Origin of the sequence: Pseudomonas sp. IT-347P, from assembly GCF_949768005.1 — a bacterium.
Taxonomy (GTDB): Bacteria; Pseudomonadota; Gammaproteobacteria; order Pseudomonadales; family Pseudomonadaceae; genus Aquipseudomonas.
Genome location: NZ_CATKPQ010000059.1, coordinates 33,685 through 59,006 on the forward strand (window position 1 = coordinate 33,685; position 25,322 = coordinate 59,006).

The 25,322-nt window shown below is 60.8% G+C and carries 20 protein-coding genes; 13 read left to right on the forward strand and 7 right to left on the reverse strand.

The window, feature by feature from the left end:
- Positions 1-123: 123 nt before the first annotated feature.
- The 3 genes from ACM6IV_RS25855 to ACM6IV_RS25865 all read right to left on the reverse strand — a co-directional run bounded on the left by ACM6IV_RS25855 (position 124) and on the right by ACM6IV_RS25865 (position 4,030).
- Positions 124-1,425, reverse strand: a complete 1,302-nt coding sequence (locus ACM6IV_RS25855) for an NAD(P)/FAD-dependent oxidoreductase (RefSeq protein ID WP_414872199.1) — start codon at positions 1,423-1,425, stop codon at positions 124-126.
- Positions 1,422-2,510: a polyamine ABC transporter substrate-binding protein gene (locus ACM6IV_RS25860; RefSeq protein ID WP_414872200.1), complete on the reverse strand. Its 1,089-nt coding sequence runs from the start codon at positions 2,508-2,510 to the stop codon at positions 1,422-1,424. The genes ACM6IV_RS25855 and ACM6IV_RS25860 overlap by 4 nt, the downstream gene beginning before the upstream one ends.
- Positions 2,511-2,671: 161 nt before the next feature.
- Positions 2,672-4,030: a glutamine synthetase family protein gene (locus tag ACM6IV_RS25865; protein WP_414872201.1), complete on the reverse strand. Its 1,359-nt coding sequence runs from the start codon at positions 4,028-4,030 to the stop codon at positions 2,672-2,674.
- A gap of 162 nt (positions 4,031-4,192) precedes the next feature.
- Here ACM6IV_RS25865 and ACM6IV_RS25870 point away from each other — a divergent pair, with 162 nt between their 5' ends.
- From ACM6IV_RS25870 to ACM6IV_RS25890, 5 genes are all read left to right on the forward strand, one after another.
- The gene (locus tag ACM6IV_RS25870; protein ID WP_414872202.1) at positions 4,193-5,092 is read left to right on the forward strand and encodes a helix-turn-helix domain-containing protein; all 900 of its coding nucleotides are present in this window, start codon (positions 4,193-4,195) and stop codon (positions 5,090-5,092) included.
- A 90-nt stretch (positions 5,093-5,182) separates the two neighbouring features.
- On the forward strand, positions 5,183-5,692 hold the full coding sequence (locus ACM6IV_RS25875) for a sigma-70 family RNA polymerase sigma factor (RefSeq protein WP_414872203.1): 510 nt from the start codon (positions 5,183-5,185) through the stop codon (positions 5,690-5,692).
- Positions 5,689-6,654, forward strand: a complete 966-nt coding sequence (locus tag ACM6IV_RS25880) for a FecR domain-containing protein (protein WP_414872204.1) — start codon at positions 5,689-5,691, stop codon at positions 6,652-6,654. Before ACM6IV_RS25875 ends, ACM6IV_RS25880 begins: the two co-directional genes overlap by 4 nt.
- 67 nt (positions 6,655-6,721) lie before the next feature.
- A complete protein-coding gene (locus ACM6IV_RS25885) occupies positions 6,722-9,121 on the forward strand; it encodes a TonB-dependent siderophore receptor (protein WP_414872205.1) in 2,400 nt (799 codons plus the stop codon).
- Between the two features lie 238 nt (positions 9,122-9,359).
- On the forward strand, positions 9,360-10,295 hold the full coding sequence (locus ACM6IV_RS25890) for a LysR family transcriptional regulator (protein ID WP_414872206.1): 936 nt from the start codon (positions 9,360-9,362) through the stop codon (positions 10,293-10,295).
- On the opposite strand, the gene ACM6IV_RS25895 is transcribed toward ACM6IV_RS25890, so the two are convergent.
- From ACM6IV_RS25895 to ACM6IV_RS25910, 4 genes are all read right to left on the reverse strand, one after another.
- Complete coding sequence (locus ACM6IV_RS25895) at positions 10,280-10,726, reverse strand: GlcG/HbpS family heme-binding protein (RefSeq protein WP_414872207.1); 447 nt, start codon at positions 10,724-10,726, stop codon at positions 10,280-10,282. The genes ACM6IV_RS25890 and ACM6IV_RS25895 overlap by 16 nt on opposite strands.
- A gap of 11 nt (positions 10,727-10,737) precedes the next feature.
- Positions 10,738-12,087 (reverse strand): amidohydrolase family protein, encoded by a 1,350-nt coding sequence (locus ACM6IV_RS25900; protein WP_414872208.1) that lies wholly within the window; start codon positions 12,085-12,087, stop codon positions 10,738-10,740.
- Positions 12,088-12,270: 183 nt separating this feature from the next.
- Complete coding sequence (locus ACM6IV_RS25905) at positions 12,271-13,428, reverse strand: alpha/beta hydrolase family protein (RefSeq protein WP_414872209.1); 1,158 nt, start codon at positions 13,426-13,428, stop codon at positions 12,271-12,273.
- 59 nt (positions 13,429-13,487) lie between these two features.
- A complete protein-coding gene (locus ACM6IV_RS25910; protein WP_414872210.1) occupies positions 13,488-14,450 on the reverse strand; it encodes a LysR family transcriptional regulator in 963 nt (320 codons plus the stop codon).
- 257 nt (positions 14,451-14,707) lie between these two features.
- On the opposite strand from ACM6IV_RS25910, the gene ACM6IV_RS25915 reads away from it, so the two are divergent.
- The 8 genes from ACM6IV_RS25915 (at position 14,708) to ACM6IV_RS25950 (ending at position 25,315) form a co-directional block, all read left to right on the forward strand.
- Entirely contained in the window at positions 14,708-15,649 is a 942-nt protein-coding gene (locus ACM6IV_RS25915) for a VOC family protein (protein ID WP_414872211.1), read from the forward strand.
- 14 nt (positions 15,650-15,663) lie between these two features.
- Positions 15,664-16,014 (forward strand): Rieske (2Fe-2S) protein, encoded by a 351-nt coding sequence (locus ACM6IV_RS25920; protein WP_414872212.1) that lies wholly within the window; start codon positions 15,664-15,666, stop codon positions 16,012-16,014.
- Between the two features lie 134 nt (positions 16,015-16,148).
- The gene (locus ACM6IV_RS25925) at positions 16,149-17,285 is read left to right on the forward strand and encodes an FAD-dependent oxidoreductase (protein WP_414872213.1); all 1,137 of its coding nucleotides are present in this window, start codon (positions 16,149-16,151) and stop codon (positions 17,283-17,285) included.
- A 57-nt stretch (positions 17,286-17,342) separates the two neighbouring features.
- Positions 17,343-19,040 carry a DUF1302 domain-containing protein gene (locus ACM6IV_RS25930; protein ID WP_414872214.1) on the forward strand — a complete coding sequence of 566 codons (1,698 nt, stop codon included), beginning with the start codon at positions 17,343-17,345 and terminating at the stop codon, positions 19,038-19,040.
- A gap of 12 nt (positions 19,041-19,052) precedes the next feature.
- Positions 19,053-20,441, forward strand: a complete 1,389-nt coding sequence (locus tag ACM6IV_RS25935) for a DUF1329 domain-containing protein (RefSeq protein ID WP_414872215.1) — start codon at positions 19,053-19,055, stop codon at positions 20,439-20,441.
- Positions 20,442-20,501: 60 nt separating this feature from the next.
- On the forward strand, positions 20,502-21,605 hold the full coding sequence (locus ACM6IV_RS25940) for a WD40/YVTN/BNR-like repeat-containing protein (protein WP_414872216.1): 1,104 nt from the start codon (positions 20,502-20,504) through the stop codon (positions 21,603-21,605).
- A 4-nt stretch (positions 21,606-21,609) separates the two neighbouring features.
- Entirely contained in the window at positions 21,610-24,084 is a 2,475-nt protein-coding gene (locus tag ACM6IV_RS25945; protein WP_414872217.1) for an efflux RND transporter permease subunit, read from the forward strand.
- Entirely contained in the window at positions 24,074-25,315 is a 1,242-nt protein-coding gene (locus ACM6IV_RS25950; protein ID WP_414872218.1) for an MFS transporter, read from the forward strand. Before ACM6IV_RS25945 ends, ACM6IV_RS25950 begins: the two co-directional genes overlap by 11 nt.
- Positions 25,316-25,322 lie beyond the last annotated feature (7 nt).

A 25,322-nucleotide genomic window follows, 5' to 3' on the forward strand; every position in this document is an offset into this window, starting at 1 on the left:
TGATTGGGCACTGAGCGTCAGGAACGCCAAAGCACCTCATGAATATAGAAGTGCTTGGCGATAGAGCAAATGTGTACGGGGCGTACGCCCCGATTCCCGTGGAGATGCCGCAGGGATTGGGAGTTAACCGAGCATTTCCCGCAGGCGATACCAGAACATGCCCAGTGCCAGCAGCGGCGAGCGCAGGGCCGGGCCACCGGGGAAGGTCATGTGCGGCACGCCGCTGAACACATCCATGCCCTGACTGTGACCGGCATCAATCGCCTCGCCGAGCAGTTTCGCGCACCAGTGGGTAACGTTGAGGCCATGGCCGGAGTAGCCTTGGGCGTAGAACACGTTCGGGTGTTGCTTGAGCCGGCCGACCTGCGGGAAGCGGTTGGCGGTGATGCCGATCCTGCCGCCCCATTGGTAATCGATGCGCACATCCGCCAGTTGCGGGAAGACCTTGAGCATCTTCGGTCGCATATAGGCTGCAATGTCCGCCGGATCGCGTCCGGAATAGTGGCAGGCACCGCCGAACAACAGGCGCCGGTCCGCCGAGAGCCGGTAGTAATCGAGGCCGACTTTCTGGTCGCACACCGCCAGATTGTGCGGTATCAGCTGCGCGGCGCGGGCCTCGGACAACGGTTCGGTGGCGATGATGTAGCTGCCCGCCGGCAGCACCTTGCCACTGAGTTGCTGTTCGAGTTCGTCCAGGTGCGCATTGCAGCCGAGCACCAGACTGCCGGCGCGCACCGTACCGGTGGCGCAACGCACCTGCACGGTCGCGCCGTGGATGATTTCCAGCACCTCGCTCTGCTCGAAGATCCGCACGCCCAACGCGGCCGCCAACCGCGCTTCGCCTTGCACCAGATCGAGCGGGTGCAGGTGACCGGAACCCATGTCCACCAGGCCACCGGCATAAATGTCTGAGTTGACTACCTGCTGGCGGATCTGCTCCGGACCAATCAGGCGGGTTTCGTGGGTATAACCGAGTTCGGCGAGGTCGACCAATTCATCCTTGAAGGCAGCGAACTGTGCCCTGGTGTTGGCCAGATCGCAGAAGCCCCAGCGCAAGTCGCACTCGATGCCGTTGGCGCCGATGCGCTGGCGCACCAGCTCGACCGAATCGATGCCGGCACGCTGCAAGTAACGTACGCCTTCCTGACCGACATACTTGGCAAAACCTGTCACCTCATGCCCGATCCCGCGAATCAACTGGCCGCCATTGCGCCCGCTGGCGCCCCAGCCGATGCGCCGGGCTTCGAGCAACACCACCGATAACCCGCGCTGAGCCAGCTCGATGGCGGTGTTGACCCCGGTGAATCCGCCGCCGATCACGCAAACATCGGCCGTCAGATCACCGTCCAGCAGCGGATAAGGTGTGCTCGCCCGGGCCGAAGCGGCGTAGTAGGAGCGGGCGTGTTCCTGGGTGTACTGATTCATTTGTTCGACTTCACTTTGCTCCAGGAGCGGGTCATCAGTCGCATGATCGCCTGGGGCGGGGTAGAGGAGATGTAGAGCTTGTCGAGTACAGCCTGAGATGGGTAAACCTCAGGGTTGTTGACCAGCTCCTGATCCATATATTGCTTGGCGGCCGGGTTCGGGTTGGCGTAACCGACGGAGGCGCTGACCTTGGCGATCACTTGCGGATCGAGCAGGTAATTAATGAAGGCGTGGGCTTCTTTGGCGTTGCTCGCATCGGCAGGGATGGCCAGCAAGTCGAACCAGAGGTTGGCGCCTTCCTTCGGAATGGCATAGGCGATGTTCACGCCGTTCTTGGCTTCCTTGGCGCGGTTGGCGGCCTGGAACACGTCGCCGGAGTAACCGAAGGCCACGCAGATATCGCCGTTGGCCAGATCCGAGACGTACTTCGAGGAATGGAAGTAGGTGATGTACGGGCGGATGCTCAGCAGTTTCGCTTCAGCCTTTTTATAGTCTTCGGGGTTTTCGCTGCGCGGGTCCATGCCCATGTAATTGAGCATGGCAGGGAAAACTTCGTCAGCGGAGTCCATCATCGACACGCCGCACTGGCTGAGTTTTTTCAGGTTCTCGGGTTCGAACAGCACCGCCCAGGAATCGATGTGGTCGATGCCCAGCACTTGCTTGACCTTGTCGACGTTGTAGCCGATGCCATTGGTACCCCACAGGTACGGTACCGAGTGCGCGTTACCCGGATCATTTTTCTCCAGCAGTTCGAGCAGTTTCGGGTCGAGGTTCTTCCAGTTCGGCAGTTGCGAACGGTCGAGCTTGAGAAACGCGCCGGCCTTCACCTGACGGGCGAGGAAGTGGTTGGACGGCACGACCACGTCATATCCGGTGCGCCCGGCGAGGAGTTTGCCTTCCAGGGTTTCGTTGGAGTCGAAAACGTCGTAGATCACCTTGATCCCGGTTTGGCTCTGGAAGTCGGCGAGGGTGGTTTCGCCGATGTAGTCGGTCCAGTTGTAGACGCTGACCTGGGGTTGGGCTTGGGCTACGGCGCTGAACAGCACGCTCAGGGCGACCGGGAGTACGGATTTCAACAAACGCATTTCGACACCTCTTAAATTTATTGGATTTCTCAGGTGGTTCGCTAATCCCCATGTGGGAGAGCGCTTGCTCTCGAAAGCGGTGTGTCAGTCGACATCAACAGTGAATGTGCCGACGCTTTCGGGAGCAAGCCCCCTCCCACAGGGATTTGTGCAGATTTGGCTTAAACGCTGAGCATCAGGAACTCACGCTCCCACGAGCTGATCACCCGCTTGAAGTTTTCATGCTCGGCACGCTTCACCGCGACGTAGCCACGGACGAATTTGTCGCCGAGGTATTGCGCGACGGCCTCGCACTCTTCCATTTGCGTCAGCGCTTCCTCGATGGTGATCGGCAGGCGCAGGTTGCGGCGTTCGTAGGCGCGGCCTTGTACTGCAGCGCTCGGTGCGATGCCTTCGACCATGCCGATGTAACCGCAGAGCAGGCTCGCGGCAATCGCCAGATACGGGTTGGCGTCGGCGCCCGGCAAGCGGTTCTCAACGCGCATGGCTTCCGGGCTGGAGGTCGGCACGCGCAGGCCGACGGTGCGGTTTTCTTCGCCCCATTCGACGTTGACCGGCGCCGAGGTGTCCGGCAGGAAGCGGCGGAACGAGTTGACGTTCGGCGCAAACATCGGCAGCACTTTCGGGATGTATTTCTGCAGACCGCCGATGTAATGCAGGAACAGTTCGCTCATCTGCCCGTCGGCGTTGGCGAAAATCGGCTGGCCGGTGGCGATGTCCACTACGCTCTGGTGAATGTGCATGGCGCTGCCCGGCTCGTCGCCGATCGGCTTGGCCATGAAGGTCGCGGCGACGTTGTGCTTGAGTGCGGCCTCACGCATGGTGCGCTTGAACACGGTGATCTGGTCGGCCAGATCCAGCGCGTCGCCGTGGCGGAAGTTGATTTCCATCTGCGCCGGGCCGTCTTCGTGGATCAGCGTGTCGAGGTCCAGCCCCTGCAGCTCGCACCAGTCGTAGACGTCTTCGAACAGCGGATCGAATTCATTGGCGGCATCGATGGAGAACGACTGTCGGCCACTTTCGGCGCGGCCCGAGCGGCCCAATGGCGCCTTGAGCGGCAAGTCCGGATCCTCACAGCGTTGGGTCAGGTAGAACTCCATTTCCGGCGCAACGATCGGCTTCCAGCCTTTGTCGGTGTACAGCTGCAAGACTTTCTTCAGCACGTTGCGCGGCGACAGTTCGATCGGGTTGCCGAACTTGTCGAAGGTGTCGTGGATGACGATGGCGGTCGGCTCGATCGCCCATGGAATCACGTAGACCGCGTCAGCCACGGGCTTGCAGACCATGTCGATGTCGGCAGGATCGAGCAGGTCGTAGTAGATGTCGTCGTCGACAAAATCCCCGGTTACCGTTTGCAGCAGCACACTTTCCGGCAGGCGCATGCCTCGCTCATGCAGGAACTTGTTGGTCGGTGCGATCTTGCCGCGGGCGATGCCGGTCAGGTCGCTGACCACACATTCAACTTCGGTAATCTTGTGATCTTTCAGCCACGTCAGCAGCTGATCGAAAGGGGCATTCATAAAGACCTCGTTATTGGTTTGAGAGACGCCGGGGAGGGCGGGTTTCATCTTCCGCCCCTTCCCCTGTGGCGCGTTGACGACTATCTTGGGCGAGCCTTGCTGTTCCATCTATCCACTTTAAGCAGCACCAAAGCGCACCAAAAGAGTGCGCAAAGGTCACCCATGACAACGTGCAATTCGCTCCAGGTTCAAGCGTTCAACACCGCCGATGTGGCCGAGCAGGTCCGCGCCACGCCGGGCTGGGTCCAGCATTACCAACAGATGTCGCCGGGTCATTTCGCCGGGCAGATCCGCTATCTGGATCTGCAGGGTGTCGAGGTCTATGAAGAGCAGATGAACACCCGCGTCGAGCAGAATTTCAGCGCGCCATCGGGTGCCCTGGCGTTCTGTTTTGATCGCAGCGACAACGCGCTGTACCTGCTCAATGAAGAGAGCCGCAACATCTGGATCACCCCGGAGAACTATCAGGAAATCGCCGTGGTGTTCGGCCCGGAGTTTGTCCGTCAGCACGGTCTGAATGTGGCGAAACTCGAAGGGCTGTTCATGACACAACTCAATTGCGGGCAGAACGCCTTGTTCAGTCGCTGGTTAAGCTCAACTCTCACGAAGTTGTCGCAAGTTATTGATCCGCTTGATAAAGATGCACTGACTCAACAACTGCTCGAAGACTGTTTATTCATTCTGGATAACGCTCACACCAGCCTCGATCGCGGCGGATTACAGCGGCGCAGCGAAGAGCGCACGATCATGAAACGGGTCGGGGAGTGGGCGGCGGATTCGCCGGAAGACATCGTCAATCTGCTTGAACTGTCCCACGTGGCAGGCGTGCCGCTGAGGCAATTGCAGCAGGCATTCAAGGCCTACACCGGGATGACCCCGAGTCACTGGCTGCGCCTGCGCCGGTTGAACAGCGCCCACCGCGAATTGCTCAAGCGCCGGCCCACGGAAACCACCGTCGCCGAGGTGGCCATGCACTGGTCGTTCTGGCATTTGGGGCGGTTTTCCAGCAGCTATCGGGCGCTGTTCAAAGAGCTGCCGAGCGAGACCTTGAAGCGCTCATGAAAGCCGTTTTGTATAAAAAGGCTTTGTGTCGTCGCTCAAGTTAAATAGAATCACTCTCATTTGAAACTGACTTCGCGCAGGACTCTTGAGATGACTGAAGCAGCGACGCCATCGCCGCAGCACCTGCACGAACTGTATCGCGATCACCGCGGCTGGCTGGAAACCTGGCTACGGCGGCGCATGGGCAATGCCTGGGATGCGGCGGATCTGAGCCAGGACACCTTCATGCGCGTGCTGTGCAGTGCGCAACCGATTGCCGACTTGCGTGAACCGCGCGCGTATCTGCTGACGGTGGGCAAACGCCTGCTGAGCAATTTCTACACCCGCCGCAGTCTGGAAAAAGCCTACCTCGAAGCCCTCGCGCAATTGCCCGCGGAGTGCGTGCCGTCGCCCGAACAGCGCTGGCTTCTGCTGGAAACCCTGCAAGCGCTGGATGAACTGCTCGATGGTTTGCCCCGAGCAGTACGCCGGGCGTTTTTGTGGAGTCAGCTGGAAGGCCTCGGTTACCGCGAAATCGCCGAGCGCCTGCAGGTTTCCGAGCGAACAATAAAACGTTATATGGCAATGGGTTACGAGCATTGTTTGATGTTGGATCTATGACGCGTGTAGCTCCCGATGCAGAAGTGCGCGACGTGGCACGCGCCGCCGCGCAGTGGCTTGCGCTGCTCGAATCGGGCGATGCCACCGATGACGATCATGCGCGCCTGCAGGATTGGCGCAGCAGCGACAGTCGTCACGAGAACGCCTGGCAGAAGATTCAGCTGCTGCGCCAACGTTTTTCTGCCGTGCCGGCGCAATTGGCCATGGCCACGCTGGATCGTCCGGATCTGGCGCGGCGTGCCGCACTGAAACGTGCACTCGGTCTGGCTGCGCTGGTGCCAGCGGCGTGGCTGATCAGTCGACAACTGCCGATGGATGCGTGGCGTGCGGATCTGCACACCCGCACTGGAGAGCACCGACGGTTGCCGTTGGCGGATGACAGTTGGCTGGATCTCAACACGGACAGCGCGGTAAATATCGATCTGGCCGCGCGTCAATTGACCTTGGTTCGTGGCGAGATAGCGCTCAACGTCCCGCAAACGTCGTCGCTGACCATCAACGCGCCTTACGGGCGGATCATCGTCAGTCGCAGCGAGGTTTGCGTGCGTCTCAATGAGCGCGATTGCAATGTTTCGGTGGTCAGCGGCTCGGTCCGCTTACAACCGCTGCGCGGGCCTGTGCTGGTGTTGAATCAGGGGCAGCAGGTCAGTCTGCGAGCTACTGGCGCAGGTTCCGTTACAGCGTTCGATGCATTGATGCCGGACTGGCGTCACGGCGTGTTGATGGCGCAGAACCAACCGCTGGGGGATTTCCTGCGTGAGCTCAGTCGCTATCGCTCGGGACTGTTGCGCTGGGACCCGGCTTTGGAAGCGCTGCGCATCACCGGTAGTTTCCGCCTCGACGACACCGATCAAATCCTCGCATTGCTCGCGGCCAGCCTGCCGCTCGAGGTTCATACGCGTACACGGTTCTGGGTGTCCCTTACGCCGCGAAACATTCCTCCCACAGAAAAAACTGGCTGAAGCCTGTCCCTTTTTTTCGCCTCGCTGGTCATTCCAGGCAAGTGAACAAAACCGAGAGCTTCTTCCAATGCCCGCCGTATTCCCAAGTCGTTTGCGTCCGTTGTTGCAGTTGAGCCTGCTGCTGAGCCTGAGTGCCAGCCCCGTATTGATCCAGTCCAGCTGGGCCGAAGACGCCCGGCGCAGTTATCAGGTGCCGGCCGGCAGCCTGAGTGCAGCGTTGACGCGGTTTGCCGGATTGGCCGGGGTCAATCTGTCGGTCGATCCGGCGCTGGTCAGCGGGCGCAACAGTAATGGTTTGTCCGGCGAGTTTGGCGTGGAGGAGGGGTTCACCCGGTTGTTGCTGGGCTCCGGTTTGCAACTGCAATCGCTGGGCGAACACGCTTACACCCTGGTGCCGGCAGCGGAGGGCAGCAGCCTGCAATTGGCGCCGACTTCGATTCTCGGCGCCAGTGATTCGACCGGCGCCGATGTCTTTGCCGGAGGGCAGGTGGCGCGGCGCGGCTCACAGGGTTTGCTGGGGTCGAAAGACTTCATGGAAACCCCGTTCAGCATGACCACCTACACCAGCGAAACCGTGAAAAACCAACAGGCACGCACGCTGGGCGATCTGATCGCCAGCGACCCGTCGGTGCGCGCGACCAACCCGGCCGGTGGCCGTTACGAGCAGTTCACCATCCGTGGTTTCAGTCTGTTCAACAGTGACGTGGCCTACAACGGCCTCTATGGGGTTTTGCCGACTTACACGATCGACATGGAAATGGCTGATCGCGTCGACATTCTCAAAGGCCCGAGCCAGCTCATCAACGGCATCTCGCCACGGGGCAGTGTCGGCGGGGGCATCAACGTGGTGCCCAAGCGCGCAAGCGACGAGCCGATCACTTCGCTGACGGCCAATTACGCGTCGAATAATCAGGTCGGGGGTGCGGTGGATGTCGGCCGCCGTTTCGGTGAAGACAACCAGTTCGGCCTGCGTTTCAACGGCGTCAAACAGTCCGGTGACACGGAGTGGGATCACCAGAGCGTCGACCGCGACATGGCCGTACTCGGCCTGGATTTTCGCGGCGAGCGCCTGCGGCTGTCGACCGATATTGGCCACACCGAGCGCGACACCGACGCACCGCAAGAGCGCGTGCAAGTCGCCGCCAATGCCAAGGTGCCGAACGCCAACGATGTGCGCGACAACTACGCGCAACCGTGGAGCCAGGCGCGGACCAAGGATACCTTCGGCACGGTTAACGCTGAGTTCGATGTCAGTGATTCGGTGATGGTGTACGGCGGTGTGGGCGCTCGCAAAAGCAATCACGACTTCCTCCGCCATGCGGTTTCCGTGACCAACGATGCCGGTGATTTCAGCGTTCAACCGCGTGATTTCACTCGTGACGAAAATGTGCGCACAGCTACGGCAGGCGTACGCAACTGGTTTCACACCGGGCCGGTAAGCCACGAGGTCAATCTGGCGGCCAGTTATTTCTATATGGATTTCGAGAATGGCGGCGCGCGTTATGCGGCCGGTCGCAGCAACCTTTATGAGCCGGTGGAAATCGCCAAACCCGGCACGCCGACGCGTTATGACGCCAAGGTTTACACCGAGAATCGCTTCAGCGGTGTGGCGTTGTCCGACACCTTGGGCTTCTTTGATGACCGCCTTCTGTTGACCCTCGGTGCGCGCTGGCAACGGGTAAAAGTCGATGACTGGAGCGATGACGTGAAAGGCGATACGGCGTATGACGAGGAAAAAGTCTCGCCCTCGGGCGGCATTCTGTTCAAGGCCACTGACAAGCTGTCGCTGTACGCCAACTACATGGAAGGCTTGAGTCAGGGCAAGATCGCGCCGTCGACCTCGGTGAACGAAGACCAAATATTCCCGCCATTCATCAGTCGTCAGGTTGAAGTCGGCGCCAAGTACGACGCCGGCGCCTATGCACTGACCGCAGCGGTGTTCCGGATCAAACAGCCCGCTTATGAAACCAACGCCACGACTCGAGTTTTCGGCCCGAACGGCAAACGACAGAACAACGGCGTGGAACTGAGCGTGTTCGGCGAACCGCTCAAAGGCGTGCGGTTGCTCGGCGGCGTGATGTACATCGACAGCGAGCTGACTCACACCACCAACGGCACGTTCGACGGCAATCGCGCGCCGGCAACGCCGAAATACAACGTCAATCTGGGCGCCGAGTGGGACGTGCCGACGCTACAAGGCCTGACGCTGACCGGGCGCGGCATTTATTCGAGTTCGCAGTATCTGGATCAGTCGAACGACAAGGAAATCGACTCCTGGGAGCGCTTTGACGTAGGCACGCGGTACGCCTTCAAGGTCGATCAGAAAACCGTCACCTTGCGCGCCAATGTCGAGAACGTGCTGGATAAACGCTACTGGAGCTCGGCAGGCGCTTCGGACGACAGTGAGCCGGGGCTGACGCTTTCGACACCGCGCACCTATTTGTTGTCGGCAACCGTGGATTTCTGAATGACTGCACCTGACGAAAGTCCAGGGATGGGCTTTGCCGTGCTGAGGCTGAGCAGGCTCGTAACTGGATCGCTTGCCTGCTGAGTCACTCGGCTCTGGCGCCGGGTATCGTTGTTGCCGATACCTGCCAGCGTCGCATGCGATTGGTGCATCGGCAAACCGCTGGATAAGGTCATGATTTGTTGTGGACCATGCCCGTCATCTCGGGCAAACACCTGACCCTTTCAGCGGAACCGACATGCGATATCGACGCCTTGACCTCAATCTATTGGTTGCGCTGGACGCTTTGCTGAGCGAATGCAGTGTCAGCCGGGCGGCCGAGCGTCTGTGCCTGGGACAGTCAGCTGCCAGCTCGGCACTGGGCCGCTTGCGTGAACATTTCAATGACCCGTTACTGGTGCAGGTTGGACGACGCCTGGAGCCCACCGCGTTGGGGATGGAGTTGCTGCCAAAAGTGCGTGCTGCGTTGGCGCTGACACGGGAAGTCGTCGACGCGCCACTGAATTTTGATCCGGCAAACTGCGACCGGCACATTACCCTCGTAGCCTCCGATTACGTCGCCGATGTGCTGCTTGCGGCGGTCAGCCGTGCATTGGCGCGTATCGCTCCGGGTATTCGCTTGAGCCTGCGTGACATGCCGGTGCCGCGTGACGGCGATGTCGTCAGCGAAGCATTGGATTATCGGCGCAGCGACTGTGTGATCGTGCCGCAGCGACGGTTGAACCCGGCCTATCCCCATGTGCCGCTGATGACGGACCAGCTCTGTTGTATCGTCTGCGCGCAACAGCCACAGTTTGCCGAGCAGCTGAGCCTGGCCGACTATCGCGCGGCAGCGCATGTGGTGCGCGAGTTTGCCGACGGGCACAACCTGGCGATGGATGCCATGCACCTGCATGAACTCGGGATTGAGCGGCAAGTCGCGGTGACCGTTGAAAGCTTTGTGCTGATGCCGGAGTACATCATTGGCACCGCGCGCATTGCCACGGTGTTTCAACGACAGGCGCAACGCTTCGCCCAGCGTTATCCATTGCGCGTCCACTCGGCGCCGTTGGCTTTTCCCGAGGCCGTTCAAGTCTTGCAATGGCATCCTTATCAAGAACATGACCCGGCCATGCAATGGTTTCGCGGCCTGCTCCTGGAACAGGCCGCGTTGCTCGATCAACCCTCTGCCTGATCGCCGGTGTCGGCGACCAACCCGGCTTTGGCGATGGCCAGCAATGCGCAGCGCTCGTCGTTGTCCGAGGTATCGCCGCTGATGCCGATGGCCCCGAGCACCATGCCCTCGGCATTACGAATCAGCACGCCGCCCGCCACCGGTATAACCTCACCGCCGGTCAAACTGTTGATAGCGTCGAAAAACGCCGGCATGGCCTGCGCGCGTCGTGCCAGTTCACGTCCGCCAAAACCCATGCCCAGGCAACCGCGTGCCTTGCCGATGGCGATTTGCGTGCGCAGGTAAGTGGCGTGTTCGTCGCGCAGAACCGCCAAGGGATGGGCGGCGGCATCCAGTACGGCGACGCCCAGAGGTTTGATCCCGGTTTCCCGAGCAATGCGAATCGCATCGCTGGCCAGGTTCGTCGCAGTCAGTAGATCAAGTCGTTGCATGGCTTCTGTCCTCAAACGGCCCATTTGCCTAGTTGGGCAACGCGGTCGCGGGTGTAAAGATCAGTCCATTTCAGCGAATTGAAATCGGACACTTGCTTGGGGTTGTAGGGGTTGCGATCCATGCGTATCGGTTGGCCGGCCTTGTACACCGCTTTGATCCGCGAACGATCCTGAAGGAGGCGGATGTCATCCAGCGGTGAACCGTCGAGCAGCAGAAAATCCGCCTGCTTGCCCACTTGCAGCGACCCGAGTGTTTCACCGCGCGGCATACAGCGCGCACCGACAGCGGTCGCGGCGTACAACGCTTCAGCCGGGGTGAATCCAAGCCGGGTCACCAGCAACTCCAGCTCACGGGCGTGCCACTCGCCGTAAGGCGTTACCGCGAACCCGCTATCACTGCCGCAGGCAAACGGTACGCCGGCTGCTTTGGCGCGTTTAAGGACCGCCGAGCCGACTTCCAGTGTGCGCGCACAATAACCGGCATAACCGGTGCTGATCGCCGGGTCGTGGGGCTGGCAGAAATCCACGGTGTTCTGCGGGAAGGTCATGGTCGGGGCGAGGATGCTGCCGGCCTCAAGCAGCGCTTCGATGCACGCATCGTCCATGTAAAAGGCATGGAAAACCAGATCAACGCCCGCGCGCGCCGCGTACATCACGGCCTCGCGCCCGTAGGCATGCGTGGCGACCTTGCAGCCCAGACGATGCGCTTCCTCGACCATTTCGAAGGTTTCGTCGGCGGTAAAGGCCGCAATGATTTCGCCATTGGGGCGACGGTGCGTGCCGTCCATGGCGATCTTGATCAGGTCAACGCCATCCTTGGCCTGCTTGCGGATCTCCGCGAGGGCGTCGCTACGGCTGGTGACCAATTGGGCGGTGAAGTATTCCGGGGCGCCCACCCGACTCGGGAACCAGTCATTGAGACTCTGGCGATTGGTAATGACACGGCTGCTGGCCGCGATCCTCGGACCTTCGAATAAACCTGCGGTGACGGCATTGCGCACCGCGATGCTGAGCTGGCCGCTGTCGCCGGGACAGACCATGCTGGTGACGCCGGCGGCCAGCACGTGTTGCGCGAAGAACATCCCGCGCAATGCGCGAAATTCGTCGCTGGTCCACAGATCAATGTCTTCTTCGCTTTGCGCGTTGCCGAAGGCCAGATGCGTGTGCACGTCCACCAGCCCTGGCATGACAAAATTACTCCCCGCATCCAGCAGGGCATCGCCTGGCTTGGGAGCAGGTGCCAACGCAGTAGGCCCGACGTAACTGAGCAGGCCGTTTTCGACAATCAATGTCTGTTGTTGACGAGTTTCCAGTCCGGTGCCGTCAAACAGGGTCTGGCATTTCAGGTGCAGGGCGGTCATGGCGTCTTCGCTTTGTGATTGTTCTGCACATGAGGCTAAAGAGCAGGCGAGGGGGCCACCAGCAGATTGCATCGATGGCTGCGCATTGATCGTGTCAATAGCTGCGCGGAGCTGAAGCCGTTAACGAAAACGCCGGACAATCGAGAGATTGTCCGGCGTTTGTTTGTGCATGTCTTTCAGTGATCAGGCGGTACGGCCGCCCAGCGTTTCGGCGACCCAGTCGGCAATGTATTGCCCGGCATTGATGCTGTTGTCGAAGCTCGAATGCTGCACACCACCTTCACGCTCAGTGAACACTTTCAGTTCACATTTTGGACTGTTGACCAGTTGTTCATAGGTGCGATGCGCCCACTTCAACGGAATCTGCGAATCCTGTTCACCGTGGGTCACGAGGAACGGCACTTTGATCCGGTCGAGCACGCCATCGAGGTGGACGTTTTCGGCGATGGTCATGAACTCTTCGACGTCCTTGGCGCCCCACACCCAGCAGACATGCGCCCAGTAATGCGGCACCGGGAAGCTGCCTTCCTTTTCGAGTCGACGCTTTTGCACATCACGCCAGTCATGGTTGGCGCCCCAGACGACGCCGCAGGCGAAGCGCGGTTCGAATGCAACCGCCCGCGGGCAGTAATAACCGCCCAACGAGACACCTTCGAGTCCAATGCGTGCAGCATCAACGTCGCTTCGGCTTTCCAGCCAGTCAACTACGCGACTGGCCCAGTGTTCACTGTCGAATCGTGCGGTCAGGCCATGCAGGCGCAGCGCTTCGCCGGTGCCGGGCTGGTCGATGATCAGCGAAGAGATGCCTCGTTTCGCCAGCCAGGCTGGCAGGCCCACGCGGTATTTCATTTCTTTGGTCGAGTCCAGACCATTGACCTGCACCAGAATCGGCGCCGGCCCCTCGACGCCTTCGGCGCGCACCAGCAAGCCGGAAAGATGTTTGCCCTCGTACGGGATTTCCACCCGTTCACAGTTTTCCCGCGACAGTTCGACGCCGCGCTTGAAGGTTTGCAGAAAACGCTGATACAGCTCGGTACGCCCCGGAGCGCCGTGGGCTTGCAGGCGCTCGCAGGTCAAATAGTAAGTGGCGGCGCGGTTGTATTTTTCGCCAGCCGAGAGCATCCGGCCATTGCCTTCGTCTTCCTCGGCCAGACCGCAAAGCTTGTCAGCCATTTTCGCCCAGGTTTCGCGAAAGGCCCGGGTGCCGGCCGCGTCCGGCTGCTTGGCCGCCTCTTGCAGTGGGGCGCACATCTCTTCGATTTCACCCATGCGGGCGCCCATTTCAATGGCCAGGTCGACAGAGAGATTCCAAACGTAGTTGGTCGGGAAATAGCGAAACATGATTATTGTTGTCCTTATGGTTGCCTTGGCATTCCCAAGGCACGTTAAGGATCACCCGACTAATTGGCCAATCGTGACGGCGGATACGAGGTATCGCGAGATACGATGGGCGCGTGTTGCAGATGCTGGATGGATTCGCTGATGCGTTCGCGCAGCCAGCGGTGCATCGGGTCGCCGTCAACGCTGCGGTGCCACAACATGTACTCGCGCATGATCGGGATTTTCACCGGCGGCGGCAGGATGCGCAGCGGCAGATAGTGCGCGTAGAGGTTCGCCAGGCGCTGGTGCATCGTGGCGATGCGCTGCGTGCCGACGATCAGTTGCGGCAAGGTATTGAAGTCGCTGGTGATCACTTCAATGCGCCGATTGAAGCCGTATTGATTCATGAACCATTCTTCGATGCTCATGTGTCGGGTACGGCCGAAGCCCACCGAGACATGGCCCATCTCCATGTACTGCTCAAGGGTCAGGGTGTCGCCGACTTGCGTATTGCCTTGCCAGACCACGCACACGTGATCTTCCTCGAACAGCAGGCGCGAAGGGTGGCCATCAATGATGTAGCGCTCGGGAACAATCATCAGATCGACCTCGCCACGTACCAGCAACTCGCCGGAATTGTCGCTGGGGCCAAGCATTTCGAAAGTGATGTTGGGCGCTTGCTGATGAATGTTCTGGATCACCTGGGCGAACAGCACGCTGATCAGATAGTCGGAGGTCACCAAGCGAAAATGTCGCTTGCTGGTGGCCGGGTCGAACACCGGTTTGGCGGTAATCGAGGACTGGATCGTCAGCAGCACTTCACGCACCGGTCTGGCCAGTTCTGTGGCATAGGGCGTGGGCTGCATCTTGCGTCCCACCTGGACCAGCAGCTCATCTTCAAAGTAGGTGCGCAAACGCGCAAGCACGCCGCTGGTGGCGGATTGGGTCATGTGCAGGCGTTCAGCGGCGCGGGTGATGTTCTGCTCTTCGAGCAATACATCGAGCGCGACCAGCAGGTTCAGGTCCAGATGGTTGAAACGCATGGGCAGGTCCGTTTTTGTATTTATTTTCGCAATACATTCGAACGAATCCATCGGCGCGTCAACCTTCCTCGCAGGTATCGCGTTTGCCGATAGGTCGCATCCCGACTCGCGATTAGTCAGCTGCCAGCCCTTGCGCCAATCTTCGCCGCAGTCGGCCCCGCTGCCGACACCACCACCGGTTTCCAGTCAGGCCCGGCGCGCTGCAAGGCGTCCACGGCGACGGTCACCGGATCATAATTTCAATGGAGTGGTAAGCCATGAACATCATTGGCCTTGACGCCCTGATTTTTGGCGTCGATGACATTCAAGCCTGCACCGATTGCCTGCGCGACTACGGCCTTGCGCCGGTTGGCGTTGACAGCGAGGGCGGGCGTTTCGAAGCGCTGGACGGCACCGCGGTGATTATCCGTCGAGCCGACGATCCTGATTTGCCGGCGGCAATCGGCCCGGCGCCGTCGATTCGCGAGACGGTCTACGGGGTCGCTGCGCTCAGCGATCTGGATGCCATCGAAGATGAGCTGGCCCGTGATCGTAGTGTCCGTCGTGATCAACACGGCGTGCTGCACAGCGTTGACGACATGGGTTTCGCCATCGCGTTTCAGGTCAGCATCCGCAAGCCTTTCAGCGCACCGAATGACCTGACCAACGCCGCCGGCCATGCGCCACAGCGGCCACTTAACCAGCCGGGCATTACTCTCGATATGGGCGCTGTCCCGCGCACGTTGTCGCACGTGGTGTATTTCGTCCCTGATGCAGCAAAAGCTGAAGCCTTTTACGCCGAGCGCCTGGGTTTTCGCACCACCGACACCTTCATTGGCGCCGGCCCCTTCATGCGCCCGGCCGGTTCTGACGATCACCATTGCCTGTTCATGATCCAGACCCCGCCGCACATGAAGGGCTGCGAACACTTCACCTTCCACATGGGCAGTGGCACCGAAGTGCTGCTGGCCGGGACGCGTTTCGAGCAAAAAGGCTGGACCAGTTTCTGGGGCCCGGGTCGTCACCTGTTTGGCTCCAACTGGTTCTGGTACTTCAACAGTCCGCTGGGCTGCCACATCGAATACGACGCCGACATGGACAAGCACGATGACGCCTGGGAGGCCCGTCGCGCGCCGCTATCGGCGGATAACTCGCAGCTGTTCCTGTTCAGCGCGAAAGAAAAATGGGCCCCGGGCGGACCGCCGCCAAAACTCGGTTGAGGCAGGCGCTGATCATGAGCGGCATTGCGCAGCCACTGTGTCGGCTGGACGAACTGGAGGAGGGCCGGGCGCGCGGATTCGATCCGTTGGCGCAGGGCCGCGACAGCGTGTTTGCCCTGCGTCACGACAATCAGGTGCGGGTCTATCGCAACCGTTGTCCGCATCTGGATGTGCGCCTGGAGTATCGCAAGGACCGTTTCCTGTCCGCCGATGGCCAGTTGATCGTCTGTTACGCCCACGGTGCGCAATTCCTGCCGGCGACGGGCGAGTGCATTTACGGGCCGTGCCTGGGCCAAAGGCTGGAGGCGCTGCCGTGCGGCGAGAACGACGGCTGGCTGCTGGTGCAAATGCCTGAGCCGGGATAAATCGAGGTATCGCGTACGGCGATACATCGCATCCCTACTCGCGATTAGTCAAATCCCTGCTTTGCCGGGAAGCTTCACCCAACGATGCCGTGCCCGACGCAGCATCGATCACAAGAATAAAAAGAGAGAACACCATGAGTGCAGTGAACAACGTTCTGATCGTGGGCGGTGGTATCGGCGGCTTGTGTGCGGCCATCGCCCTGCGGCGTAAAGGTATCGCGGTCGACCTGATCGAGCTCAAGTCCGAATGGACAGTCTACGGCGTCGGGATTATCCAACAGAGCAACGTCGTTCGTGAAATGGCCAAGCTCGGCGTTCTCGACGGCTATCTCGATGCCGCTTATGCCTTCGAAGACGTCGCCATATACGGCCCCGGCGGACAGCAACTGGCGCGCATTCCGGGTCAGCGACTGGCCGGCCCGCAGTATCCCGCCAACGTCGGCATTTCCCGCCTGGCGCTGCACAAAGTCCTCAGCGAAACCGCCCTGCACCTCGGCGCCAACGTGCGTTTGGGCCTGAGTGTGGAAGCGCTGGACGACAACGGCACGGAGGTCGACGTGTTGTTTACCGACGGCAGTCGTGGCCGCTATGACCTGGTGGTCGGCGCCGATGGTCTGTTCTCGAAAGTGCGCAGCCTGGTCTTCGGCGATACCTACACCCCGCGTTTCACCGGTCAATCGGTGTGGCGCTACAACTTTCCCCGCGCGCCACAAATCGATCATCTGGCCAACTATCAAAGCGCTGACGGCAACGCCGGGCTGGTGCCGCTGGCCGGCGACTTGATGTACCTGTTTCTGACCTCCCACGAACCGTCCAATCCGTGGATGGATCCTGCCGATCTGGCGGCGCAGATGCGCCAGCGCCTGCAAGGTTTTACCGGGCTGATCGGCGAACTGCGCGAGCAAATCACTGACAACAGCCTGGTCGTCTACAAGCCGATGGAAGTGGTGTTTGTCGATGAAGCGTGGCATCGCGGTTGCGTCCTGCTGATCGGCGATGCGGCCCACGCCACCACGCCGCACCTCGGTCAAGGCGCGGGCATGGCCATCGAAGACGCGATTGTGCTCAGCGAAGAACTGACTCGCGAGCAGTCCGCCTCCACCAGCGTCGAACAGCAGCTGCAGCGCTTCATGGCGCGGCGCTTCGAGCGTTGCAAATACATCAGCGAAAGCTCGGTGCTGGTCGGTGACAAGGAGATGCAACACGACCGCGACTTCGATCGCATCGGCCTGGTCAAGCAAATGCTCGCGCGCACCGCCGAGCCGATCTAGGCGCCACCTGCGACGCATCCACAGCAGTTACCACTATAAAAACAAGAGGTTAACGCGATGGTTAGTTCTACGACTGCGGCGCTCGCGCGTCGCCCGGTCTGCTCGTCTGCACCCTTTGGTTTGAGCGTCGCTGCGCTGCTGGTGCTGTGCAGCCAGGCCGCTCAGGCTTTCGACATCGATACCGGCAACCCGGATTTCAAGTTGCGCTGGGACAACACGGTCAAGTACAGCGCTGCCTGGCGCACGCAGAATCCGAGCAGCAAGTTGACCGAGGGTCAGGTGGCGCTCAATCAGGACGATGGTGATCGTGCCTTCAAGAAAGGCCTGATCTCCAATCGCACCGACATCCTCTCGGAGCTGGATCTGTCGTTTCAGGATTTCGGCGCACGTTTGAGCGGCGCAGCGTGGTACGACAGCGAGTACCAGGGCAACAACGACAATAACGACCCGTCCCGCGCCAACGCACGTTCCGTGGACTACGACGAGTTCACCGACGATACCCGTCATTTGCATGGTGGCGACGGCGAAATCCTCGACGCGTTCGTCTACTGGAACGGTGAACTGGCCGACCGTGCAACCTCGGTGCGCGCCGGTCGTCATGGCCTGATCTGGGGCGAAAGCCTGTTCTTCGGCGCCAACGGCATTGCCGGTGGCATGGCCCCGGTTGACGTGGTCAAGGCGCAGTCGGTGCCGAACACGCAGTTCAAGGAAATCACCCGTCCGGTCAATCAACTGTCTGGCACGTTCCAACTGACTGACGACGTATCGCTCGGTGCCTACTACCAACTCGAATGGGAAGAAACCCGCCTGCCCGCCGCTGGCAGTTATTTCTCCACCAGCGACACCATTGGCGAAGGCAATGAGCGTTTGATCGTCGGTGCGCCGTTCCCGGCCTTCCTCGGCGGTAACCCGGCCAGTCCCGCCGCGTTTTTCCACGGTAATGACAAGGAAGCACGCATTTCGGGGCAGGGCGGTCTGCAACTGAAATACAGCGCTGAGACCGTCGAGTACGGCCTGTACGCCATCCAGTACCACGACAAGACGCCGAAGCTGTATCTGAAACCATCGACCGCGGCGCCGAACTTCAGCACCGGACAGATCGGCGAGTACTACTGGGTTTACCCCGAAGATATTCGCGCGCTGGGCGCGAGTTTTTCCACCACCGTGGACGAGTACAGCTTCGCCGGTGAAGCGTCGATGCGCTGGAACATGCCGCTGGTTTCGAACGGTCAGACCGTGCTGCCCGGCGTCATTGCCGACAACGATGATGACGCGCTGTACGCCGTGGGTCGCACCGCTCACGTCAACTTGAACGTGTTGGCGTCCTTTGGCCCGAACTTCATCGCCCGCGAGTCCGGCCTGGTCGGCGAAGTGGCGTGGAACCGCTTGCTCAGTGTGACCAAAAATCGCGCGGCGCTGGACCCGAACGCCACCGATGATGGCCTGGGTTTCAAAGTCGTCTACACGCCGACGTACCGCCAGTTCTTCTCCGGCATCGATATCAGCATTCCCGTTGGCGTGAGTTATTTCCCGTTGGGCAAATCAGCGGTGGTCAGCTCGTTCGGCCCGGACAACGGCGGCGACATCAACATCGGCATCACCGCCACTTACCTCGATCGCGTCACGGCCGGCCTGACCTACACGCATTACTACGGCGCCGAGGATACCAACCTCAACGGCCTCAGCCAGTTCAATTACAAGCAATCGTTGAAGGATCGGGATTACCTCGCCTTCTCCGTCAAGACCACGTTTTAAGAGGACTTGCGCATGACTTCTCACCACCACAATCGCTTCCCACAGCTGAAGGCCCTGTGCTTTGCCTTGCTCGGAACGCTGACCGTCCTCAGTCAGGGAGCCACGGCGGCCACCGCAGAAGAGGCCGCCAAACTATCGAGCAGTCTCACGCCAATGGGCGCCGAGCGCGCAGGCAATGCCGACGGCAGCATTCCGGCCTGGCAGGGCGGTTACACCAAGGTCGACCCGGCGTACAAACCGGGCGGCAAGCGCAACGATCCGTTTGCAGCCGACAAGCCGCTGTTCAGCATCACCTCGAAAAACCTGGCGCAATACGCCGCCAAGCTCAGCGATGGCACCAAGGAAATGTTCAAGCGTTTTCCCGAGACCTATCGCATCGATGTCTATCCGACTCGTCGCTCGGCCGCCGCGCCGCAATGGGTGTATGACAACACCCTGAAAAACGCCACCCGCGCCAAGCTGGTCGACAGCAGCGCAGGACCGGTGCCTGAAGGTGCGTTTGGCGGGATTCCATTCCCGATTCCGCATAACGGCGCCGAAGCCATGTGGAACCACATCCTCAACTGGCGCGGCACGTCACTGGCCATGCACTTTCGCCATTACCTGATGACTGCAGACGGCAAACAGGTGATGACCACCGACGGCCAGGCGATTCAGGACATGCCTTATTACTACCAGGACGGCACGCCGGAAAGCTTCGCCGGTGATTACTGGCTGTTCCGCCTGCTTAACGTCGGCCCGCCGCTGCGAGCCGGTGAGCAAATCATGGGGCGCACCAATATCAACGGCGACAAGTCCCAGGCTCACGTCTATCTGACCGGCCAGCGCCGCGTGCGCAAGTTGCCGAATGCCTGCTGTGACACACCGACGCCGGCCACCGCCGGGGTGATGTCGTTCGATGAGTTGAGTGTGTTCCAGGGGCGCATCGATCGCTTCGACTGGAAACTGGTCGGCAAGCAGGAAATGTATATCCCTTACAACACCAACAAAGTCCTCACGGCCGGCAAGCCGGAAGACCTGTTTCTGGCCCATCACATGAATCCCGATTACGTGCGTTGGGAATTGCATCGCGTATGGGTGGTGGACGCCGAACTCGCGCCGGGCAAGCGCCACCAATTGCCGAAGGGCCGCTACTACCTCGATGAAGACACCTGGCAAGCGATGCTCGGCGATCGCTGGGACGCCAACGGCCAGCTCGCCAAAACCTTGTGGTCGCTGCCGGCCGTGCTGCCGGATCTGCCAGCGCAAGCGCAGCTGTCTTCGGGGTTCTACGACCTGACCTCCGGCGCCTGGTTTATCCAGAACGTCTATACCGGTCTGCCTGAGCAATACGGCGTGGTCGATCGCTACAAGGCATCGGAATTCTCGCCGGCGGCGATGGCGGGTGCCGGGGTTCGTTGAATCGGGCCGGATCGCGACACGCTGTGGCGATCCGGTTTCACAGGTGGTTTCGAGGTCGGTATGAACAGAATCTGTCAGGTGCTCGGGCGGTTGTTAGCGTTACTGGCGCTGCCTTGCGTATTACCCGTGAGTCAGGCTCAGGCCGCTGTCGTCGGTGATGTATTGCACACCCCGGCGATGCGCGCGCCGCAGGCCCGGCAAGCCGTCCTGCTTGATCTGGCGCGGGCAGGGGCGCGGTTGGTGGCGGTCGGCGAGCGCGGCATCGTCTTGCTCTCCGATGACAACGGGATCAGTTGGCGGCAGGCGCAGGTGCCGGTCTCCGTCAGCCTTACGGCGGTGCAATTTGTCGATGCCAACACGGGCTGGGCGGTTGGCCATGCCGGTGCGGTGCTGGTTTCCCATGACGGTGGGGAAAACTGGGCGTTGCAGCTGGACGGCAACCGCGCTGCGCAACTGGAATTGCACGCCGCACGCGAGCAATTGCCGACAGCGACTGATCCCGACGCAGCGGCGGCACGCGTGCAAACCGCCGAACGCATGGTCAGCGAAGGCGCGGACAAACCGTTTCTGAGCCTCAAGTTCACCGATGCGCTTCACGGCCTGATCGTCGGCGCCTACGGCCTCGCTTTTAGCACCGAAGACGGCGGGGTGAGCTGGAAGTCGCTGATGGGCCATATCGACAATCCGATGGGCGCGCATCTGTATGCCATCGCGCAACAAGGCGAGCGTTGGTTCGTCGCTGGCGAGCAAGGCTATGTGGCGCGTTCCGAGGACGGCGGACAATCCTTCGTCGCGCTCGACAGCCCGTACAGCGGCAGCTTCTTTGCCCTGCAAGTGCGCGATGACGGCGCGCTGCTGGCGGCAGGACTGAAAGGCAACGCGTTCATGTCCACCGACGACGGCAACAGCTTCGTGCCCGCGCCCGTACCGATGCCCGTGTCCTTCAGTGATGCGATCCGCAGCGCTGACGGCCAGCTGTTGTTGGTCAATCAGGCGGGCGCAATGTTTCGCACCTCGGGTGATGCACCCACCCTGCAGCCTTTCGGCAAACCGCTGGGCAAACCGATTGCCAGCGTCGTGCAGGCCGCCGATGGCAGCCTGGTGCTGGCCGGTTTCACCGGGGTGACGCGCCTGGCGTCGCCCACCGCTACTGCTTCGGAGTGAGGTTATGAAACCATTCGACAACGCCACGGCGAGCCTGGCGAGTTTCGACCCGCGCTCCGGCTCGGTCGTGGAACGCACTTTGTTCAATCACCGGTTGTGGGTGTTGCTGGTGTGCCTGGTGACCACGCTTTTCTTGGGCTATCAGGCCACGCGTGTCGAGCTGAACGCCAGTTTCGAAAAGATGATTCCCACGCAACAGCCTTACATTGCCAATTATCTGCAACATCAAAAGCAGCTCAGCGGTCTGGGCAACTCCTTGCGCATCGTCGTCGCCAATCGCCAGGGCGATATCTACGACGCTGAGTATCTGAAAACCTTGCAGGCGTTGAGCGACAGGCTGTACCTGCTGCCCGGCGTTGATCGCGCCTACATGAAGTCGCTGTGGACGCCGGCAACGCGTTGGGTCGCAGTGACTGAAGACGGCCTGGATGGCGGCCCGGTAATTCCGGATGACTACGCGGGCACCCCGGCCAGTCTCGAGGCCTTGCGCCGTAATGTGCAGCGCTCCAACGAGCTCGGCCAGCTGGTCGCGTTCGATCAAACCTCGAGCATCATTTACGTGCCATTGCTGGCGACGACTGCCGACGGCCAGGCGCTGAATTACTCGGTGTTGTCCGAGCAACTGGAGGCGTTGCGCAGCGAGTACCAGAACGACAGGATCGCCATCCACATCACCGGTTTCGCGAAAAAGGTCGGCGACCTGATTGCCGGGCTCAAGCAGATCCTGCTGTTCTTCGCCGTCGCAATCCTGATCACCACCGCCGTGCTGTTCTGGTACACACGCTGCCTGCGTAGCACGGTGCTGGTGGTGTTCTGTTCGCTGGTGGCGGTGGTCTGGCAGTTGGGTCTGTTACCGTTGCTCGACTATCAACTGGATCCGTATTCGGTGCTGGTACCGTTTCTGGTGTTCGCCATCGGCATGAGCCACGGCGCGCAGAAAATGAACGGCATCATGCAGGACATCGGTCGCGGCATGCATCGGGTCGTTGCCGCACGGTTTACCTTCCGCCGACTATTCCTGGCCGGGCTGACGGCATTGCTCTGCGACGCAGTGGGTTTTGCCGTGCTGATGCTGATCAAGATCCAGGTGATTCAGGATCTGGCGGTGATCGCCAGTATCGGTGTGGCGGTGCTGATTTTCACCAACCTGATTCTACTGCCGGTGTTGCTGTCCTATGTCGGCGTAACGCCGCGCGCGGCGCAATTGAGCCTCAAGAGCGAGCAGAACGATCAGGCCGGCGCGCGGCGTCATGGCTTCTGGCGCTTTCTCGATCTGTTTACCCGACGTCGCTGGGCCAGCCTGTGCATTGTCATCAGCCTGGCGCTGGCGGCATTGGGCTTTGTGGTCAGCCTGCAATTGAAGATCGGTGATCTGGATGCCGGCGCACCGGAGCTACGGGCCGACTCACGCTACAACCAGGACGATGGGTTTCTGACCCGGCATTACGGCGCCAGCAGTGATTTGTTCGCGGTGATGGTCAAGACCCCGGCCGGGCAGTGTGCGCGTTACGACATCCTCGCCAAGGTCGATGCGCTGGACTGGCAACTGCGTGCGCTGCCGGGGGTAGATTCGACCAACTCGCTGGCCTTGCTCAATCGACGCATGCTGGTCGGCCTCAGCGAAGGCAGCGCCAAGTGGTACGAGCTGCAAAACAATCAGGCGATGCTCAACATGATCACCGCCAGTGCACCGCGCGGCTTGTACAACGAGGATTGCAGCCTGTTGACGCTGTACGCCTACCTCACCGATCACAAGGCTGAAACGCTGACGCGGCTGGTCGATCATGTCGAGCAATTCGCCGCTGCCAATAACAACGATGATGTGCAGTTTCTGCTGGCAGCGGGCAATGCCGGCATCGAAGCGGCAACCAATATCGTGGTCAAGCAAGCCAATCGCGAGATGCTGTTCTGGGTCTACGGGGCGGTGATCGTCCTGTGCCTGATCACCTTCCGCTCGTGGCGCGCCACGCTGTGTGCGGTAATTCCACTGATGGTCACCTCGATCCTCTGTGAAGCGTTGATGGTCTGGCTGAACATCGGCGTGAAGGTCGCGACGTTGCCGGTGATCGCCTTGGGTGTCGGCATTGGCGTCGACTACGCGTTGTATGTGATGAGCATCCTACTCGGCCATCTGCGCCAGGGCGCGAGCCTGTCCGAGGCTTATTACCGCGCACTGGTGTCCACCGGCAAAGTGGTGATGCTTACCGGCATCACACTCGCCATTGGCGTGGCCACGTGGATCTTCTCGCCGATCAAATTCCAGGCCGACATGGGCGTGCTGCTGGCGTTCATGTTCGTCTGGAACATGGTCGGCGCGCTGCTGCTATTGCCGGCGCTGGCGTACTTCCTGCTGCCTGCTCGGCGCACGAACACCGACGCAGAGACGCCGGAGGAGGCCATCAATCTGGCCGTGCCGGCGCGAGCCGTGGCGGTAGATGTTCATCAAGCACGTCATCGGGAGACCTGTCATGGCCGTTGAGTCCTCATTGGAAAACAGCGGCCGCCACGCTGGCTTGACGCAATCGTTGCTGTTGCTGCTCGGCAGCTGTCTGCCAGTGCTTGGCGCGGTATTGCTCGCGCCGGTATTGCCGCGCATGCAGGCCCATTTTGCCGAGGTCGCGGGCAGTACGGTGCTGGTGCCGATCGTGCTGACCTTGCCGGCCCTGATGATTGCATTGCTGGCGCCGTTTGCCGGGGTCATTGCCGACCGGCTCGGACGCAAACCGCTGTTGTTGGCGAGCATGGCCCTGTACACGCTCTGCGGTGTGTTGCCGCTGTGGCTGGATTCGCTGCCGGCGATTGTCGCCAGCCGGGCGGGGATCGGTCTGGCGGAGGCGGGGATTATGACCTGCTGCACCACGCTGATGGGCGACTACTACAGCGGCGCGCGCCGTGAACGCCTGTTTGCGCTGCAGATGGTCGCGACCTCGCTGTCCGCTGCGGTGTTTATCGCCCTGGGTGGTTTTCTCGGACAGGACGACTGGCGCACACCGTTCGCGCTGTACGCGGTCGGGCTGATCTTCCTGCCGCTGATGGCGTGGAAACTCTGGGAACCGCAATCCCGCGTGCAACCGGCAGCGCCGGTGCCAGTCCAGCGCCTGTTTCCGTGGCGCGCACTGACGCCCCTGTATGCGTTGTCGCTGCTTGCGGGCCTGAGCCTGTTCATCGTGCCGGTGCAGGCCGGCTATTTGCTCAACCTGTTGCACGTGGATGCTCCGCAGCAGATCGGCATGACCATGGGCGCCAATCAACTCGGCGTGCTCGTCGGGGCGTTGAGTTTCCGTTTGTTGAGCGGTCTGCGCAGCCAGCATCTGTTGCTGATTGCCTATGGCCTGGCCGGCATCGGCGGCCTGTTGATGGCCGCCGCCGGCAGTCACGCGCAAGTGGTGGTCGCGGTGCTGGTCAACGGTCTGGGCATCGGCCTGATGTTGCCAACGTTGATCACCTGGATCATGGCGCAAGTCGGTTTTGCTCAGCGCGGGCGAGCGGCGGGGTGTTTCACCGCAGCGATTTTTGCCGGCGAGTTCATCAGTCCGCTGGTGGTGCTCGCCATCACCTCCGGGGTTTCCACGGCGTTGCCGCAGGCCTTGACCATGATTGGTTGGCTGCAACTGCTCGTGGCGCTGTTTTGTCTGTCCGTGCCGAGGCTCGGTGGACTGTTGACCCGCACCAATGTCGGCGGGCACGACTCCATCAGCAATGGCCATTGAACGAGGA